Annotated in this window: 15 protein-coding genes; 6 read left to right on the top strand and 9 right to left on the bottom strand. The window is 63.6% G+C overall.

Annotation, left to right across the window (positions count from 1 at the left end; all coding sequences use genetic code 11):
- Positions 1 to 19 precede the first annotated feature (19 nt).
- Entirely contained in the window at positions 20 to 859 is an 840-nt protein-coding gene (locus QZ571_RS11340; RefSeq protein WP_295534659.1) for a S49 family peptidase, read from the bottom strand.
- 144 nt (positions 860 to 1,003) lie between these two features.
- On the opposite strand from QZ571_RS11340, the gene QZ571_RS11335 reads away from it, so the two are divergent.
- Genes QZ571_RS11335 through QZ571_RS11315 form a run of 5 tightly spaced genes read left to right on the top strand, consistent with a single transcriptional unit; the run spans position 1,004 to position 6,807 of the window.
- Positions 1,004 to 1,456: a formate dehydrogenase subunit gamma gene (locus tag QZ571_RS11335; protein WP_295534657.1), complete on the top strand. Its 453-nt coding sequence runs from the start codon at positions 1,004 to 1,006 to the stop codon at positions 1,454 to 1,456.
- A complete protein-coding gene (locus tag QZ571_RS11330) occupies positions 1,453 to 2,976 on the top strand; it encodes an NADH-quinone oxidoreductase subunit NuoF (RefSeq protein ID WP_295534654.1) in 1,524 nt (507 codons plus the stop codon). The genes QZ571_RS11335 and QZ571_RS11330 overlap by 4 nt, the downstream gene beginning before the upstream one ends.
- Positions 2,973 to 5,837 carry a formate dehydrogenase subunit alpha gene (gene fdhF, locus QZ571_RS11325; RefSeq protein WP_295534650.1) on the top strand — a complete coding sequence of 955 codons (2,865 nt, stop codon included), beginning with the start codon at positions 2,973 to 2,975 and terminating at the stop codon, positions 5,835 to 5,837. The genes QZ571_RS11330 and fdhF overlap by 4 nt, the downstream gene beginning before the upstream one ends.
- Positions 5,834 to 6,604: a formate dehydrogenase accessory sulfurtransferase FdhD gene (gene fdhD / locus QZ571_RS11320; RefSeq protein ID WP_295534647.1), complete on the top strand. Its 771-nt coding sequence runs from the start codon at positions 5,834 to 5,836 to the stop codon at positions 6,602 to 6,604. Before fdhF ends, fdhD begins: the two co-directional genes overlap by 4 nt.
- A complete protein-coding gene (locus QZ571_RS11315) occupies positions 6,601 to 6,807 on the top strand; it encodes a formate dehydrogenase subunit delta (RefSeq protein ID WP_038132645.1) in 207 nt (68 codons plus the stop codon). Before fdhD ends, QZ571_RS11315 begins: the two co-directional genes overlap by 4 nt.
- 63 nt (positions 6,808 to 6,870) lie before the next feature.
- Here the strand turns inward: QZ571_RS11315 and QZ571_RS11310 are convergent, their stop codons facing one another.
- From QZ571_RS11310 to QZ571_RS11280, 7 genes are read right to left on the bottom strand one after another with little or no spacing between them, the layout of a single operon-like run.
- Complete coding sequence (locus QZ571_RS11310) at positions 6,871 to 8,349, bottom strand: NAD-dependent succinate-semialdehyde dehydrogenase (RefSeq protein WP_295534643.1); 1,479 nt, start codon at positions 8,347 to 8,349, stop codon at positions 6,871 to 6,873.
- Between the two features lie 37 nt (positions 8,350 to 8,386).
- On the bottom strand, positions 8,387 to 9,397 hold the full coding sequence (locus QZ571_RS11305; protein ID WP_295534640.1) for a P1 family peptidase: 1,011 nt from the start codon (positions 9,395 to 9,397) through the stop codon (positions 8,387 to 8,389).
- A 49-nt stretch (positions 9,398 to 9,446) separates the two neighbouring features.
- Positions 9,447 to 10,187, bottom strand: coding sequence for an SDR family oxidoreductase (locus tag QZ571_RS11300; protein ID WP_295534637.1), 741 nt, complete (start codon positions 10,185 to 10,187; stop codon positions 9,447 to 9,449).
- A 39-nt stretch (positions 10,188 to 10,226) separates the two neighbouring features.
- Positions 10,227 to 11,672 carry an aldehyde dehydrogenase family protein gene (locus tag QZ571_RS11295; RefSeq protein ID WP_295534634.1) on the bottom strand — a complete coding sequence of 482 codons (1,446 nt, stop codon included), beginning with the start codon at positions 11,670 to 11,672 and terminating at the stop codon, positions 10,227 to 10,229.
- Positions 11,669 to 13,252 carry an ABC transporter ATP-binding protein gene (locus QZ571_RS11290; protein ID WP_295534633.1) on the bottom strand — a complete coding sequence of 528 codons (1,584 nt, stop codon included), beginning with the start codon at positions 13,250 to 13,252 and terminating at the stop codon, positions 11,669 to 11,671. The genes QZ571_RS11295 and QZ571_RS11290 overlap by 4 nt, the downstream gene beginning before the upstream one ends.
- Entirely contained in the window at positions 13,249 to 14,064 is an 816-nt protein-coding gene (locus QZ571_RS11285) for an ABC transporter permease (protein WP_295534631.1), read from the bottom strand. Before QZ571_RS11285 ends, QZ571_RS11290 begins: the two co-directional genes overlap by 4 nt.
- Positions 14,061 to 15,005, bottom strand: a complete 945-nt coding sequence (locus tag QZ571_RS11280) for an ABC transporter permease (RefSeq protein WP_295534739.1) — start codon at positions 15,003 to 15,005, stop codon at positions 14,061 to 14,063. Before QZ571_RS11280 ends, QZ571_RS11285 begins: the two co-directional genes overlap by 4 nt.
- Before the next feature lie 170 nt (positions 15,006 to 15,175).
- Here QZ571_RS11280 and QZ571_RS11275 point away from each other — a divergent pair, with 170 nt between their 5' ends.
- Positions 15,176 to 16,099 carry a L,D-transpeptidase gene (locus QZ571_RS11275; RefSeq protein ID WP_366929954.1) on the top strand — a complete coding sequence of 308 codons (924 nt, stop codon included), beginning with the start codon at positions 15,176 to 15,178 and terminating at the stop codon, positions 16,097 to 16,099.
- Positions 16,100 to 16,153: 54 nt separating this feature from the next.
- On the opposite strand, the gene QZ571_RS11270 is transcribed toward QZ571_RS11275, so the two are convergent.
- Positions 16,154 to 16,767 (bottom strand): TetR/AcrR family transcriptional regulator (locus tag QZ571_RS11270; protein ID WP_295534629.1); only part of this gene is annotated, 614 nt, incomplete at its 5' end.

The following is a 16,767-nucleotide window of genomic DNA, read 5'->3' as shown; positions in this document are numbered from 1 at the left end:
GCCTTTGATCAACATGCCGCTACAGCCCGTAGCGCGCCCACATCGCGCGCTCCTCAGCGGTGGCAAACATTGCACCCGTTGCCCCCGTCGCGATCTCGGTCCCAAGCTGCACGCCAAAGCGGCGGAAGAACGAGCGTTTGGGCGCGTAATCGAGCATGCGGATGTCATCGCCATACAGCTCTTTGAGCTTGGGCACGACATGGCCGATCCCGTCGATCAGCCCGGTATTTTCCGCCAAAGCCTGCCGCCCGGTCCAGATATCGCCGGTGAACATATCCCGATCGCTGGCCAGTTTCGCGCCGCGCCGCGCGGTGACGTGCTCTTTGAAGCTGATATGCATGTCCTCAAGCAGCCGCTTCAGGCGGGCCACATCCTCGTCCTTTTCGGGGCGGAACGGGTCCATGAAACTTTTTGAGCCACCCGCAGTGTGCACGCGCCGCTCGATCCCGTATTTGCCAATGAATTGATCAAGCCCGAAACTGGCCGAAATCACCCCGATTGACCCAACAACCGAGGTCGTATCGGCCCAGATGTTATCGGCGGCACAGGCCAGCCAATAGCCCCCCGAGGCGGCCACATCCTCGACAAAGGCATGCACGGGGATCTTTTTCTCATCCGCGAGGCGACGAATGCGCCCCGCGATCAGCGAGGATTGCACCGGCGATCCGCCGGGGGAATTGATCAGCAGCGCCACCGCCGCAGGCTTGCCTCGCGCGAAAGCCCGCTCGATCAGCGGTGCCATCGTGGCATCGGACAGGCCCGGAGATCCGGGGCGGGACATACCAATCGCGCCTTGCAGCCGCAGCACGGCAACAAAGGGCGGTTTCTTGACGAAGGGGAGGCGTTGGATCAATTTCATGCCTAGGGATGTAGAGGCTCCCCCCCGCCCGTGCAAGCGCAGGCGCGGCAAATGACGTATCCGAACCGCGCCTGTGCGCGATTGTCAGATCCGTGACTTGTCAGTCGGTGCAAGCTGGTCACAATATGGGGCCTGGAGGATGCTATGGAAATCATTGACAGGCTGGCCGAAATCCTTGCGGTTCATCGCGGGCGCGAGGGGGCGCTGCTGCCGATTTTGCATGACGTGCAGGCGGCGTTCGGCCATGTGCCCGAGGCTTCGTATCAGCCGATTGCTGATGCGTTGCGCCTGAGCCGGGCCGAGGTGGCGGGCGTGGTATCGTTTTACCATGATTTCCGCGATGCCCCTGCGGGGCGTCATGTCATCAAGGTCTGCCGGGCCGAGGCCTGCCAGTCGATGGGGGGCGCCGATCTGATCGCGCGGTTGGAAACGGCCTTGGGCGTGAAGCTGGGTCAGACCAAAGGCGATGTCACTTTGGAGGCGGTCTATTGCCTTGGCCTCTGCGCCTGTTCGCCCGCCGCGCAGGTCGATGGGCAGTTGGTTGGGCGCGCCAGCGTGGCACGTCTTGAAGCCTTGGTTGCGGAGGTTACGGCATGAAGATCTGGGTTCCCGGCGATGCGGCAGCGAAAGCCTGTGGGGCAGATGACGTCGTCGCCGCGATTGCCTCGGCGGCGGGGCTGCGGGGACGCGAGGTCACGATCATTCGCAACGGCACACGCGGCATGGTTTGGCTTGAGCCGCTGGTCGAGATCGAGATCGACGGTCTGCGTCATGGCTTTGGCCCGATGACCCCCGAAGACGTGCCCGCCCTGTTCGAGGATGGCCCCCATCCCAAAGCGCTTGGCCCGGTCGAGGATATCCCTTTCTTCGCGCGCCAGTCGCGGCTGACCTTCGCGCGTTGTGGGCGCAATGACCCGTTGTCCCTGGCCGATTACGAGGCCGCCGAGGGCTGGCTGGGGCTGCGGCGCGCGCTAGAGATCGGTGCCAGTGCTACGATTGAGGAAATCACGGCGTCGGGCCTGCGCGGTCGCGGCGGGGCTGGCTTTCCGACCGGGATCAAATGGAAGACGGTCGCAGACGCAAATGCCGCGCAGAAATACATCGTGTGCAACGCCGATGAGGGCGATAGCGGCTCGTTTGCCGATCGCATGTTGATGGAGGGCGACCCGTTCTGCCTGATCGAAGGCATGGCGATTGCCGCGCTGGCGGTGGGCGCAACCAAGGGCTTTGTCTATATCCGCTCGGAATATCCAGACGCGATCCGCGTGTTCGAGACCGCGATTGCCAGCGCCCGTGATGCCGGGATCATCGGTCCTGCGCTGCTGGGGCAGGGGCCGCGCTTTGACCTTGAGGTCCGCGTAGGCGCGGGGGCCTATATCTGCGGCGAGGAGACCTCGCTGTTGAACTCGCTGGAGGGCAAGCGCGGCATGGTGCGCGCCAAGCCGCCTCTGCCCGCGCTCGAAGGGGCGTTTGGAAAGCCCACGGTGATGAATAACGTCCTGTCGCTCGCGGCTGTGCCGTGGATTATGGCGCATGGCGGGGCGGCCTATGCCGCGTTCGGCCTTGGGCGTTCGCGCGGCACGATCCCGATCCAGATCGCGGGCAATGTTGCTCATGGCGGTCTGTTCGAGACTGGGTTTGGCCTGACTTTGGGTGAGCTGGTCAACGATATCGGCGGCGGCACGGCCTCGGGGCGGCCCTTCAAGGCGGTGCAGGTGGGCGGGCCCTTGGGGGCCTATCACGGGGCCGAGGATTTCGATCTGCCGATCTGCTACGAGGCTTTCGCCGAGCAGGGCGGGCTGGTTGGTCATGCCGGGTTCGTCGTGCATGACGAAACGGCGGATATGCTGGCGCTTGCGCGCTACGCGATGGAATTCTGCGCGATTGAAAGCTGCGGGAAATGCACGCCCTGTCGGATCGGCGCGGTGCGGGGCATGGAAACGCTGGACCGGATCGCGGCGGGGGACGCGCAGGCAATCGCTTTGTTGCAGGATCTGTGCGAGATTATGGAAAAGGGATCGCTATGCGCGATGGGGGGCTTCACGCCCTACCCGGTGCGCTCGGCGATCCGACTGTTCCCTAACGAATTCACCCCTTTGCGGGAGGCTGCGGAATGAAAGACTTCATTATCCCCGTAAAGGACAAGGGTACGCCTGCGAAATCGGGCGCGCCCGTTTGCCTGACCATCGACGGCATGACGATCACCGTCCCGGAAGGCACCAGCGTGATGCGCGCCGCTGCTGAGGCCGGGATCAGCGTGCCCAAGCTGTGCGCCACCGACATGCTGGACGCCTACGGGTCCTGTCGGCTCTGCGTGGTCGAGATCGAGGGCATGCGTGGCACGCCGGCCTCCTGCACGACCCCGGTGCGCGAAGGTATGGTGGTCAAGACCCAGACCGAGCAGCTTGGCCGTCTGCGCCGTGGCGTGATGGAACTCTATATCTCGGATCATCCGCTCGATTGTCTTACCTGTGCTGCCAATGGCGATTGTGAATTGCAGGATATGGCGGGCGCGGTGGGCTTGCGCGATGTGCGTTATGCGGCGGGCGAAAACCATTTCGAAACCCGCGCCGCTGAGGGCGAAAACCCGCGCTACATCGCCAAGGACGGCTCCAACCCGTATTTCTCGTATGACCCGGCGAAATGCATCGTCTGCATGCGCTGCGTGCGCGCCTGTGAAGAGGTGCAAGGCACCTTCGCGCTGACGGTTGAGGGGCGCGGCTTTGACGCGCGTATCTCGACGGGCACGGGTGATTTCCTGAACTCCGATTGCGTCAGTTGTGGGGCTTGCGTGCAGGCCTGCCCGACCGCGACCTTGCAGGAGAAAACCGTCGAGGAAATCGGCACGCCCGAGCGCGCTGTGGTGACCACCTGCGCCTATTGCGGTGTGGGCTGTAGCTTTGAGGCGCAGATGCGCGGCGATCAGCTGGTGCGCATGGTGCCGTGGAAAGAGGGCAAGGCGAACCGGGGTCATTCCTGTGTGAAGGGGCGCTTTGCCTGGGGCTATGCCAATCACGAAGACCGGATCTTGCAGCCGATGATCCGCGACGCCATCACCGATCCCTGGCGCGAGGTAAGCTGGGACGAGGCGCTGGAATTCTCCGCGAAAGGCATCAAACGCGCGCAAGCCGAACACGGCAAGGATTCCGTCGGCGTCATCACCTCGTCGCGCTGCACCAATGAGGAAACCTTCCTCGTGCAGAAACTCGCGCGCGCGGTGATGGGCACGAACAACACCGATACCTGCGCGCGGGTCTGTCACTCGCCCACTGGCTACGGGCTGAAGCAGACCTTTGGCACCTCGGCGGGCACGCAGGATTTCGACTCTGTCGAGCAGGTGGATTGCGCCGTGGTGATCGGGGCGAACCCGACCGATGGCCACCCGGTCTTTGCCTCGCGTCTGCGCAAGCGCATGCGTCAGGGGGCCTCGCTGATCGTGGTGGACCCGCGCCGGATCGACCTGCTGGAAACCCCGCATATGGGCGAGGGGCTGCACCTGCCGCTGCGCCCGGGCACGAACGTGGCGGTGCTGACCGCGCTGGCCCATGTGATCGTGACCGAGGGGCTGTTTGATGAGGCTTTCATCCGCGCGCGTTGCGACTGGGACGAATGGGCCGATTACGCCGAATTCGCCGCAGATCCCGCCCACTCCCCCGAGGCGGTGACCGAGTTGACCGGCGTGCCCGCCGAGACGCTGCGCCAAGCCGCGCGCACCTATGCCAGCGCACCCAATGGGGCGATCTATTACGGGCTGGGCGTGACCGAACATTCCCAAGGCTCAACCACCGTGATCGCGATTGCGAACCTTGCGATGATGACTGGCAATATCGGGCGTCCCGGCGTGGGCGTGAACCCTCTGCGTGGCCAGAACAACGTGCAGGGCAGTTGCGATATGGGCAGCTTCCCGCATGAATTGCCGGGGTATCGCCATGTCTCCGATGACGGCGCGCGCGCAATGTTTGAGGCCGAGTGGAACACTACGCTGGACCCCGAGCCGGGCCTGCGCATCCCCAATATGCTGGATGCTGCCGTGTCGGGCGATTTCAAGGCGCTCTACATTCAGGGCGAGGATATCTTGCAATCCGATCCCGATACGCGCCATGTCGCCGCCGGGCTTGAGGCGATGGATTGCGTGATCGTGCACGACCTGTTTCTTAACGAGACTGCGCGCTATGCGCATGTGTTCTTGCCCGGCTCGACATTCCTTGAAAAGGACGGCACCTTCACCAATGCCGAGCGCCGGATCAACCCGGTGCGCCGCGTAATGGCCCCCAAGGCCGGGCTGGCCGATTGGGAGGTCACGCAGGCGCTTGCCAATGCGCTGGGCGCGGATTGGAACTATACGCATCCCTCGCAAATCATGGGTGAAATTGCGCGTACCACGCCAAGTTTCGCAGGCGTCACCTATGAGCTGCTCGATGCGCAAGGCTCGATCCAATGGCCCTGCAACGCGGCCCATCCCGAGGGCTCGCCGGTGATGCATATCGACGGTTTCGTGCGCGGCAAGGGGCGCTTCATCCGCACCGCCTATATCGCAACAGAGGAACGTACCGGTCCGCGTTTCCCGCTGCTGCTGACGACCGGGCGTATCCTGTCGCAATATAACGTGGGCGCGCAGACCCGGCGGACCGAAAACTCGGTTTGGCATGGCGAGGATCTGCTGGAAATGCACCCCCATGACGCGGAAACGCGTGGCATTTCGGATGGGAATTGGGTGCGTCTGGCCTCGCGTGCGGGCGAGACCTCCTTGCGTGTGACGCTGACGGATCGGGTCTCGCCCGGCGTGGTTTATACCACCTTCCACCACCCCGACACGCAGGCCAATGTGGTGACCACCGACAATTCCGATTGGGCCACGAACTGCCCGGAATACAAGGTCACGGCGGTACAGGTGGCGCTGTCCAATGGTCCGTCGAGCTGGCAAGAGCTTTACGAGGCGCAAAGCGTTTTGACGCGCCAGATCGAGCCCGCACAATGAGCGTAAGCGATTGGACTTTGCCCGGTGGCGGGCGCGTGCAACTGGCGCAGGAAGTGCCGGTAGCGCTGGTTTATGACGGGGTCGCGCAGGCGGTGATGATGGCCTCGCCGGGCGATCTTGAGGATTTCGCCTTGGGCTTTGCGCTGAGCGAGGGGCTGATCGAAGCACCCGCCGAGATCACCCGCCACGAGATCGTCCGGCAAGAGGCCGGGGTCGAGTTGCGCAGCTGGCTGGCCGCCCCCGCTGGTGCGCGTTTTGCCGAACGTCGGCGGGCGACGATCGGTCCGGTCGGCTGTGGGCTCTGCGGGATCGAGCAGCTCGAACAGGCGCGGCGCAGCCTGCCGCGCGCGCGCCCGCCAGCTTGGCAGATCACACCTCAGCAGGCTCACGAGGCGATTGACGCCCTGCGCGACCAACAACCCCTGCAAGACGAAACCCGCGCCGCCCATGCCAGCGCGTTCTGGCAGCCCGGTCGCGGGATCGTGGCGCTGCGCGAGGATGTGGGTCGCCACAATGCGCTGGACAAGCTGATCGGGGCGCTCGCGCGTGCTGGCATCGCAGGCGCAAGTGGCGCACTGGTGATGACCTCGCGGCTGTCGGTCGATCTGGTGCAAAAGGCCGCGATCTACGGCATCCCGGTGATTGCTGGCCCGTCTGCCCCCACGGCCCTTGCGGTGACCGAGGCCGAGGCCGCTGGCCTGACCCTGATCGCACGGGCCGGGCGCAGCCTTGCCATATTCACCCAGCCGCAGGAGGCTATATCATGAGCCCCGAGAAACTCGGCCATATGGCCAATCAGATCGCGATGTTTTTTGAAAGCCAGCCGGGGGATCAGGCGCGCGCCGTGGCCGATCATATCAACGCCAACTGGGCCCCTGCGATGCGCGCGCAATTCCTCGATGGCGCGCCTGAACAGGCGCTGCATCCGCTGGTTACAGCCGCCCTGCCAGAGATCCGTCGCCCAGCCTGAGCGGCGCTGCCCCCGCATCGATCCTAGTCGGTGCAAACGGGGACAACGCCTGATTTTCAGGGATCAAACCGACAGGCAGATATATTTCATCTCGAGATAATCCTCGATCCCGTGATGGGAGCCTTCGCGCCCAAGACCCGATTGCTTGACCCCGCCAAAGGGCGCGACCTCGGTCGAGATAATGCCGGTATTCACGCCGACAATTCCGTATTCTAGCCCTTCTTGCACGCGCGTGATGCGCCCGACATCGCGGGCGTAGAAATAGCTCGCCAGTCCGAAGATCGTGGCATTGGCCTTGTCGATTGCCTCTTGCTCCGTCTCGAATTTGAACAGCGGTGCGACGGGGCCGAATGTCTCTTCGGTCGAGACCTTCATATCCTGCGTCACCCCCGTGAGAACCGTCGGCTCAAAGAAGGTGCCACCCTTGGAATGACGCGCGCCGCCGGTGACGACCTTGCCGCCGTGATCGACCACATCCTTGATGTGCTCTTGCACCTTCACGACGGCCTTCTCGTTGATCAGCGGCCCGGCATCGGTGCCCTCTTCCAGCCCGTCGCCCACCTTCAGGGCATTGACCGCATCGGCAAGCTTTTGGGCGAAGGCGTCATACACCCCCGCCTGCACATAAATCCGGTTGGCGCAGACGCAGGTCTGGCCATTGTTGCGGAACTTCGAGGCCATCGCGCCCTGCACAGCCGCATCCAGATCGGCATCATCAAACACGATAAACGGTGCGTTGCCGCCCAGCTCCATCGAGCACTTCATCACCTGATCGGCAGCTTGCCGCAGCAAGATGCGCCCCACCTCGGTCGAGCCGGTAAAGGTCAGCTTGCGCACGGTCGGGTTCTCGCAGAACTCCTTGCCGATATCGGACGCTTTGCTTGAGGTCACGACCGACAAGATCCCCTTGGGCAGGCCCGCGCGTTCACCCAGCACCGCCATCGCCAGCGCAGAAAGCGGGGTTTCGGACGCCGGACGGCACACAAACCCACAGCCCACGGCCAGCGCAGGCCCCGCCTTGCGCGCAATCATCGCATTGGGAAAGTTCCACGGTGTGATCGAGCCGACAACGCCAATCGGTTGCTTGATAACGGTGATGCGCTTGTCGGGCATGTGGCCGGGGATGGTCTCGCCGTAAACGCGCTTCGCCTCTTCGCCGAACCACTCGATGAAGCCTGCGCCATAGGCCACCTCGCCCTTGGCCTCGGCCAGCGGCTTGCCCATCTCGGCGGTCAGGATCGCACCCAGATCGTCTTGGTTCTCCATCATCAGATCGAACCATTTGCGTAGCACCTGCGCGCGCTCCTTGCCGGTGCGCGCAGCCCAAGCCTTCATCGCGATCCGCGCGGCTTCAATGGCGCGCGCGGTCTCTGCGCGCCCCAGATCGGGCACGGTGCAGATCACATCGCCGCGCGCGGGATTGGTGACATCAAAGGTCGCACCATCATCGGCATCCACCCAGTCGCCTGCTACAAACGCCTTGCTTGCCAGCAGCGTGGGGTCTTTGAGGATCGATTTCAGATCGGTTTTGTCGTCAAGCATTTGGGGCCTCCTAAGGTTTCGGTGCGTCTTTGCAGGCTCAATGAGTGGCCCGCATTTGTGTTCCATAAACATCCTGCCAGCAGGGCTGCAGATCGCCCGGCATCGCCTTGGCTTCATAAATGGCGCGCGCAATCGCGCGGGCAAGCACGCAAGCGGCGGCATGACCTAGCTGGAACATGTCGCGCAGCGGATCGGCCAGCGGTTTCGCTCCGGTCGCGGCGCCAAAGACCAGATCGCCATCCAGCAGGCTGTGCGAGGGATGGATCGCGCGCGCCATCCCGTCATGTGCCGCCGTGGCCATCCGCGTCACTTGCGCCTGATCCAGTGCCGCGTCAGTGGCGATAATTGCAATCGTTGTGGCCTCGCCCGCGCGCTTGGCGGGTTCGGGCTCGAAATGCGGATCATGGGCGTGCGCGGGGCCAAGCCCGCCAAACTCCGCGTCGATCTCCCAAGGCGCGGCCCAGAACTGCGCGTTCCCGCCCATGTTCACCGATCCCAAGGCATTCACCGCCACCAGCGCGCCGACCGTCAGCCCGCTGTCCAGCACTGCCGAGGCCGATCCCAACCCGCCCTTCAGCGTGCCCGTCATCGCGCCAAACCCCGCGCCCGCTGTGCCAAGCGCAAACCTGTCGCTTGCCGCCTGCAACGCCTCCAGTCCCAGCGCAGGATAAGGGGTGTTCTGCCAATCCTTATTCCCGCCATTGAGCAAATCAAACAGGATCGCACCGGGCACAATCGGCACGCGCTGATCGCCCACCGCGAACCCGCGCCCCTGTGCGCGCAGCCCCGCCATCACCCCATCGCAAGCCGCCAGCCCAAAGGCCGAGCCGCCCGAGAGAACCAGCGCGTCAACCTCCTGCACCAGCCGGTCGGGCGCCAGCAAATCGCTCTCGCGTGTGCCCGGCGCTCCGCCCATCACATGCAGCCCCGCCGTGAACGGGCGCGCGCCAGTCAACACGCTCACACCCGAACGCAAAACCGCATCTTGGGCATTGCCCACAAGCAACCCCTCGACATCGGTAATCAGGTTTCTTGGCCCTTGTTTCATCTAGCCCTCAATACTCCGGGGGTCCGGGGGCTGCGCCCCCGGCACGAGGTCAAATGCAGCGTCCGCCATCCACTTCCAGTGCAACGCCCGTGATCATGCTGGCCTCATCTGAACACAAAAACAACGCCGCATTGGCCATGTCCTCGGGTGTCGAGAAGCGCCCCAGCGGGATCGTCGCCAAGAATTTCGCGCGGATTTCGGGCGTATCCTCGCCCATGAAGCTTTTCAATAAGGGTGTCTCGCCAGCTACCGGGTTGATCGCATTGACGCGGATGCCCATCGGGGCCAGTTCCACCGCCATCGCGCGGGTCGCCGTAATCATCCAGCCCTTGGAGGCGTTATACCAGCTCAGGTTGGGGCGCGGGCTGACCCCGGCGGTCGAGGCGACATTCAGGATCGCGCCAGTCCCGGCAGCCTTCATCAGCGGCACGATATGACGCGCGCTCAGATAAACCGATTTCGCGTTCACTGCGAGCACGCGGTCGAATTCCTCTTCGCTCACCTCTTCCATCGGCTTGGGCAGATGGGTGGTGCCTGCATTATTGACCAAAATGTCGATCCGGCCCCAAGCTTTCTGCGCGGCCTGAGCCATCGCCTTGACCGAGGCATCGCGGCTGACATCGACCTCACAAGCGATCCCACCAATCTCATCCGCCACCGATTGCGCGGTCGCGCCGTTCAGATCGGCCACCATCACGCGTGCGCCTTCTGCCGCAAAGCGTCGCGCAATCCCTGCGCCAAAGCCTGACGCGGCACCGGTCACGATCGTGGTTTTTCCCTCAAGTCTCATCGCGGCCTCCCCCCCCCAAATTCTTGCGCGATCAAATCCCTATCCGTGCCACGCCGCAACCGTCTTGAGGCTCGAGAAGCCGTAAAGTGCCTCGAATCCCTTTTCGCGCCCATGGCCGGATTTGCCCACCCCGCCAAAGGGCAGTTCAACGCCCCCGCCAGCGCCGTAATTGTTCAAGAACACTTGCCCCACGCGCAAGCGTTTCGCCAGCCGCATCGTGCGCCCGCCATTCTCGGACCAGACCGAGGCGACGAGCCCGTATTCGGTGCCATTGGCAATCGCGATGGCTTCTTCCTCATCTTCGAACGGGATCACGATCTGCGCGGGGCCAAAGATTTCCTCTTGCGCCAAGCGATGCGCACCAAAACCACCGCCGATCAGCGTGGGCGGGACGTAATGACCGCCCTCAGGGGCATCGGGGGCGATCTGACCGCGCGCGGCAATCGGCAGATCGGCGGCAAGGCGCAGATAGCCCTCGACGGTCTCTTTCTGGCGCGCCGAAATCAGCGGCCCAAGATTGCGATCTGACATTGCGGGCCCGGCCACAAGATCGCGATAGCGCGCGGCCATCTTATCCAAAACCGTGTCGTAAATCGCGCGCTGCACAAGGATGCGCGAGCTGGCTGAACAGGTCTGACCCGCATTCTGGATGCCGGCATTCACCAAGAACGACAGCGCGCGATCCAGATCGGCATCGGCAAACACAAGCTGCGGGGATTTCCCGCCCAGTTCCAACGTCACGGGCACGACATTGGCGGCGGCTGCGCCCTGTATCATCTGCCCGACCGCGACTGATCCGGTGAAAGAAATGTGGTTTACGCCGGGATGGGCCGACAGCGCTGCACCCGCCTCTTCGCCCAAGCCCGGCACGATGTTGAGCGCACCCGCGGGCAAGCCCACCTCATGGGCGATCCGCGCAAAGGCCAGCGCCGTAAGCGAGGCTTCCTCGGCGGGTTTGAGCACCGCCGCATTGCCCATCGCCAGCGCCGCCCCGACCGAGCGCCCGATGATCTGCATCGGGTAGTTCCACGGCACGATATGGGCGGTCACACCATGGGGCTCGCGCAGGGTATAGGCGGTATAGCCCTGCTGGAACGGGATCGTCTCGCCCATGATCTTATCCGCCGCACCGCCATAAAATTCCAAGTAGCGCGCCAGCGCCACAACGTCGGCGCGCGCCTGTGTCAGCGGCTTGCCGACATCCATTGCCTCCAACGTGGCCAGCGCCTCGGCGCGCTCCAGCACGCGGGCGGACATGGCCAGCAACAGGCGTCCGCGTTCGGCGGCGCTGAGCTGCCCCCAGTCCCCCTCAAGCGCTGCGTGCGCGGCGCCCACTGCGGCGTCGATATCTGCCGCGCGGCCCCGCGCGATCCGTGCGATCTCGGCCCCGTCCGAGGGGTTTTCGACGGGCAAGGTCTCCGGCGTCGTGCACCATTCCCCGCCGATCAGAATTTCGGTCGGCTCGAACCAAAGCGGCAAGGTCATGCAGGCTCCTTCCAATGTTGCGGAATGCGCGGTGTGGCGGCGATCAAAGATTGTGTATAGGCGTTTTGCGGGGCGGTGAAGAGCGCCTCGGTCGGCCCTTCTTCGACGATCCGCCCGGCGCTCATCACCAAGCAGCGCGAGGTCACTGCGCGCACCACCGACAGGTCATGCGAGATGAACAGATAGGCCAGATTATGCGTGGCTTGCAGCGCGCTCAGCAGATCCAGCACCTGCGCGCGCACCTGCACATCCAGCGCCGACACCGCCTCATCCAGCACGATCAGCTTCGGGCGGATGATCAACGCGCGCGCAATCGCGATACGCTGGCGCTGGCCGCCGGAAAATTCATGGATGAAGCGGTTTTTGTCGTCCGGCGACAGCCCGACCTCGCGCAGAGCTTCGGCCACGCGGTCGCGCCAATCGGCGGGCCGCCCCGTCAGGTGAAACGGTTCGGCCACCAGCCGTTCGACCTTTTGGCGCGGGTTGAACGAGCCGTAAGGGTCCTGAAACACGATCTGCATATCGGCGCGCTGCGGGCTGGGCATCGCGGGGTTGATAGGGTGGCCATTCAGATGAATCGCGCCGCCTTGCAGCGCATCAAGGCCAAGGATCGAGCGTGTCAGGGTGGATTTGCCACAGCCGCTTTCGCCGACCAGCCCCAGCGATTCCCCGGCATGGATGGTGAAGGACACGTCATCAACCGCGCGCAATTCAGGATGGGGCGAAAGGGCCGAGGGGCGCGGCAAACGGTAGATGCGCGTGGCGTTATCGACCTGTAACAAAGGCTTGGCTCTTGGGCGCGTCGCCAGCGACGGCTGATGGGTCGAGGCGGCAAGCAGCGCTTGGGTGTAGGGCGCGACTGGCCTTTGAAACAGCGTCCGGGTGGGCGCAGTTTCCACGATTTGGCCCGCTTGCATCACGGCCACCCGGTCGGCCATGCCCGCGACGACCGCCAGATCATGGGTGATCAGGATCAGCGCCATGCCCTCTTCGCGCGCCAGATCGCGCAGCAGATTGAGGACTTCGGCCTGGGTCGTGACATCGAGCGCGGTGGTCGGCTCATCCGCGATCAGCAGCTTGGGATGCAGCGCAATCGCCATCGCGATGGCCACGCGCTGGCGCTGCCCGCCTGACAGTTCATGGGGGTATAATGTCAGCGGAAAGCGCGGGGCGCGCAGGCCTACCCGGTCGAGTTTTTCGCGCGCGATGCTGCGGGCTTCGCTGCGCAGCATTCTGCGATGCAGCATGAGCGTTTCCGCGACCTGATCGCCGATGGTCATCATCGGGTTGAGCGCGCTCATCGGTTCTTGAAAGATCATCGAGATGGCGTTGCCGCGCAATTGGCACATCTCGCGTTCTGATCGGTGACGCAGGTTTAAACCACCCAGCATGATGTCGCCCGAAATCCGCGCGCGATCGGGCAGCAGGCCCATGATCGCCAGCGCGGTCATAGACTTGCCCGATCCGCTTTCGCCGACAAGCCCAAGGATCTCGCCGCGCGACAGCGTCAGGCTGACATCGCGCAGGATCGCGGGTTTGCCGATCTGCACATTCAGATGATCAAGGGCTAACAGCGTCATGCCAGTCGCCCCCGCAACCTTGGATCCAGCGCATCGCGTAGCCCGTCGCCCAGCAGGTTCAGCCCCAACACCGTCAGCACGATCGCCAGTCCCGGCATGATCGCGACATGCGGGGCGAGGGTGACCATCGTCTGCGCCTCGGCCAGCATCCGGCCCCAACTGGGCGTGGGCGGCTGCGCGCCAAGCCCGACATAGGACAGCCCCGCCTCGGCCAGAATGCCAAGGCTGAACTGGATCGTGCCCTGAACGATCAGCAGATTGGCGATATTGGGCAGGATATGTTCGCCCGAGATCCGCGCGCGCCCCTTGCCTGCGACTTGCGCGGCGCGGATGTAGTCCAGCTGCCAAAGCGACAGTGCTCCCGCCCGCGTGACCCGCGCGAAAACGGGGATGTTGAAGATGCCGATAGCGATGATCGCATTGGTGGCCGAAGGGCCGAAGGTCGCGGTGATCAGGATCGCGATCACCAGCGAGGGAAAGGCGAAGATCAGATCATTGGCGCGCATGATCCCCTCATCCAGCCACGACCCGCGCCGCGCCGCCGCCCACAGCCCCAGCGGCACGCCCAGCCCCATGCCAATCGTGACCGCCACCAGCGCCACGGCCAACGAGGTGCGTGCGCCCGCCATCAACATCGAGGCAATATCGCGCCCGAAATGATCGGTGCCCAGCCAATGCGCGGCGCTTGGCCCTTGCAGCTTATGCGCAATGTGGAGCGCGGTCACATCATAGGGCGTCCAGACCAGCGAGATCAGCGCCGCCAGCAGCGCCGCCCCGCTCAGAACGCCTCCGATGATCAGCGACAGTTTCATGTGCGCCTGCGCAATCGCGGATCGACCGCCGCATAGGCAAGATCGGTGAGGAAATTCACCACGATCACGGCAAAGACCAAGATCATCACCACCGATTCCACGACGATCAGATCGCGTTGGGTGATCGCCTGAAAGATCAACCGCCCAAGGCCGGGCAGGTAAAACACGTTTTCGATGATGATCGCGCCCGCGAGCAGGAACGAGAATTGCAGCCCCAAGATCGTCAGAACCGGGATCAGCGCGTTGCGCAAGGCGTGCCGGGTGAGGGCGCGCGCGCGGCTTAGGCCTTTGGCGCGGGCGGTGCGGATATAGTCTTGGCCCAAGGTTTCGATCAAGGCCGAGCGCAGCACCCGTGTCAGGATCGCCGCCTGCGGCAGTGCCAGCGCGATCGCGGGCAGTGTCAGCGCACGCAAAGCCATCAGCGGATCGGACCAGCCCGGAAAGCCCCCCGCCGGAAACCATTGCCAGCGCACCGCCAGCAACACCACCAGCAACATCGCGAACCAGAAATTGGGCACAGCGATGCCGAGCTGCGTGCCCGCCATCACCGCCCCATCGCTGAGCCGTGCACGCCGCGCCGCCGCGAGCAGCCCCATCGGCAAGGCCAGCGCCACCGACAGGCACAGCGCGATCCCCGCCAGCGGCAGCGAGACCGCCAACCGCGCGCCAATCAGCCCCGCCACGGGCACCTTATAGGTAAACGACGTGCCAAAATCACCACTAAGCAAGCCACCCAGCCAATGCAGGTAGCGCCAAACGAAAGGTTGATCGAGCCCCATTTGTGCGCGCAATGCTGCCAACGTATCGGGTGCGGCGTTGACGCCCAGCATGAAACTCGCAGGATCGCCGGGCACGCCTTCGACAAGGGTGAAAATCACCGCGCTCGCCACCCAGAGGCTGGCCAATAGCACAATCAGGCGGCGGATCAGGTAGCGGCGCATGAGCGCCAAGGTCTGACGCCGCCTGCGCACAGTCAAGGGGCAGATTCCCGCCGACATACCCCGTTCACATTCATGTTAATGTGAGCTAGGGGAACTTTGCACTATCTGAGGCATTGATCCTCGGCCGAGGGGATGTTGCGTACGCCCCGCAGACAGACAGGAAGAATTAAGTGATCGCGAGTTCTATGCTATTCAAACGAGTGACCCGCCCCGTATTGATGCTCGCCACGCTTGGGGCTTTGGCCGCTTGTGCAAGCGAGCCGCATCAATATGCCCAGCCCACGCAGTCAAGCAAAGCCGTGCCCTCGGAATATCAGGCGCGTGAAGATGACGGCAAGGAAATTGCGGCTGTGAACCCGCGCTATCTGGTCGAGCGGAACCGCCGCCAGATGGTGCCCTATCATGGCCCCGAGGCCGTCGGTACGATCGTCGTCGATCCTTTTGCGCGGTTCTTGTATTACATCACCGCGCCGGGCGAGGCGGAACGCTATGGCGTGGCCGTCGGTCGTGAGGGCAAGGGCTTTGCCGGAGACGCGACGATTGATCGCAAACAACAATATCCCAGCTGGACGCCGACGCAGAACATGATCAAGGAAGATCCTGATCTGTATGGCCCGCTTAAGGATGGTCTGCCCGGTGGGCTGGACAATCCGCTTGGGGCGCGCGCGCTGTATTTGTATAAGAACGGCAAGGACACCTATTACCGGATTCACGGCACGATGGACCCGTCTTCGATCGGGCGGGCGACCTCGGCAGGTTGTATCCGGTTGTTCAACCAAGACATCATCGACCTGTTCTCGAAAATCCCGAAAGGGACCGAGGTGAAGGTGCGCAACCGCGAGGAAAGCCTCCAGATGGAGGGCCCGGTGGTGCAGCTGCATTCGGGCTATGTCGTGTCGGCCTATAATCAGATTGCGATCAATGCCGATGAAGAGGCTTGGAAAGCCGGGATGATCCCCGACCCCAATAAGGTCGAGCAGGAACAGCATCAGGCTTCGGTGCAAATGGCTGAACAGGTCGGGTCGTCGGGTGAGACCGCCAAGTCTCCTGATTGCGGCTATCCGGGGACAGCTCCCTGCACCGCCAGCAACTAAGACAGAGCGTGTGACATTGATCTGGCGGCGTCGTTTGTAAAAGCGGCGCCGCTTTTAATGTGCGGGGGCGTTCGCTGTGGTGGGTTTGGATATGGCCAAAGCTTCGATGTCGCGGGCGATATCATCGGCCAACGCCGCAACACGCGCCCCCGAATCGGTGCGCTGCGCATAGGCGCGTAGACCGAAAATCTCGATCTGTAACCGGCTGGCCAGTCGCTCGGGGTCGGCGGTTTCGGGAATTTCTCCGGCGTCGCGGGCAGCGCGATAGATATTGGCGAACGCGACCTCGACCTTGCGCATCATGTCTTCGGTCAACTGGCGCAAGACCGGGTCATCATCGGGCGTTTCTAGCAGGGTTTTGACCAACATGCAGGCGCGCGAGGGCACGCTGTTGGGCGCGACGCATCCCAAAGCGCGCACATGCGCGGCCAGCCCAGCCAACCGGGTCGGTGCTTTGGCCAGCAATTCCTCGAATTGGGTTTGTGACATCTGCGAATAAAGACGCAGCGTCTCGCCATAGAGCGCCTCTTTGGACCCGAAGGCCGCGTAGATCGAGCCGGGGCGCATATCAAGCGCGACCTCTAAATCCTTGAGCGAGGTCGCGTGATACCCCTTGGCCCAAAAGAGTTCGAGCGCGCGTTTCAGCACGGCTTCTCTGTCGTAGCTGG

This window comes from uncultured Thioclava sp. (assembly GCF_913064665.1).
GTDB lineage: Bacteria > Pseudomonadota > Alphaproteobacteria > Rhodobacterales > Rhodobacteraceae > Thioclava > Thioclava arctica.
Note: the sequence above shows the minus strand (reverse complement) of the source record. Positions and strands in the feature narration are given on the sequence as shown.

What these genes read in the sequence shown, in the direction of transcription:
- QZ571_RS11340 (WP_295534659.1), bottom strand. Translation starts at nt 859, where the DNA reads ATGAAATTGATCCAACGCCTCCCCTTCGTCAAGAAACCGCCCTTTGTT.
- QZ571_RS11335 (WP_295534657.1), top strand. Translation starts at nt 1,004, where the DNA reads ATGGAAATCATTGACAGGCTGGCCGAAATCCTTGCGGTTCATCGCGGG.
- QZ571_RS11330 (WP_295534654.1), top strand. Translation starts at nt 1,453, where the DNA reads ATGAAGATCTGGGTTCCCGGCGATGCGGCAGCGAAAGCCTGTGGGGCA.
- fdhF (WP_295534650.1), top strand. Translation starts at nt 2,973, where the DNA reads ATGAAAGACTTCATTATCCCCGTAAAGGACAAGGGTACGCCTGCGAAA.
- fdhD (WP_295534647.1), top strand. Translation starts at nt 5,834, where the DNA reads ATGAGCGTAAGCGATTGGACTTTGCCCGGTGGCGGGCGCGTGCAACTG.
- QZ571_RS11315 (WP_038132645.1), top strand. Translation starts at nt 6,601, where the DNA reads ATGAGCCCCGAGAAACTCGGCCATATGGCCAATCAGATCGCGATGTTT.
- QZ571_RS11310 (WP_295534643.1), bottom strand. Translation starts at nt 8,349, where the DNA reads ATGCTTGACGACAAAACCGATCTGAAATCGATCCTCAAAGACCCCACG.
- QZ571_RS11305 (WP_295534640.1), bottom strand. Translation starts at nt 9,397, where the DNA reads ATGAAACAAGGGCCAAGAAACCTGATTACCGATGTCGAGGGGTTGCTT.
- QZ571_RS11300 (WP_295534637.1), bottom strand. Translation starts at nt 10,187, where the DNA reads ATGAGACTTGAGGGAAAAACCACGATCGTGACCGGTGCCGCGTCAGGC.
- QZ571_RS11295 (WP_295534634.1), bottom strand. Translation starts at nt 11,672, where the DNA reads ATGACCTTGCCGCTTTGGTTCGAGCCGACCGAAATTCTGATCGGCGGG.
- QZ571_RS11290 (WP_295534633.1), bottom strand. Translation starts at nt 13,252, where the DNA reads ATGACGCTGTTAGCCCTTGATCATCTGAATGTGCAGATCGGCAAACCC.
- QZ571_RS11285 (WP_295534631.1), bottom strand. Translation starts at nt 14,064, where the DNA reads ATGAAACTGTCGCTGATCATCGGAGGCGTTCTGAGCGGGGCGGCGCTG.
- QZ571_RS11280 (WP_295534739.1), bottom strand. Translation starts at nt 15,005, where the DNA reads ATGCGCCGCTACCTGATCCGCCGCCTGATTGTGCTATTGGCCAGCCTC.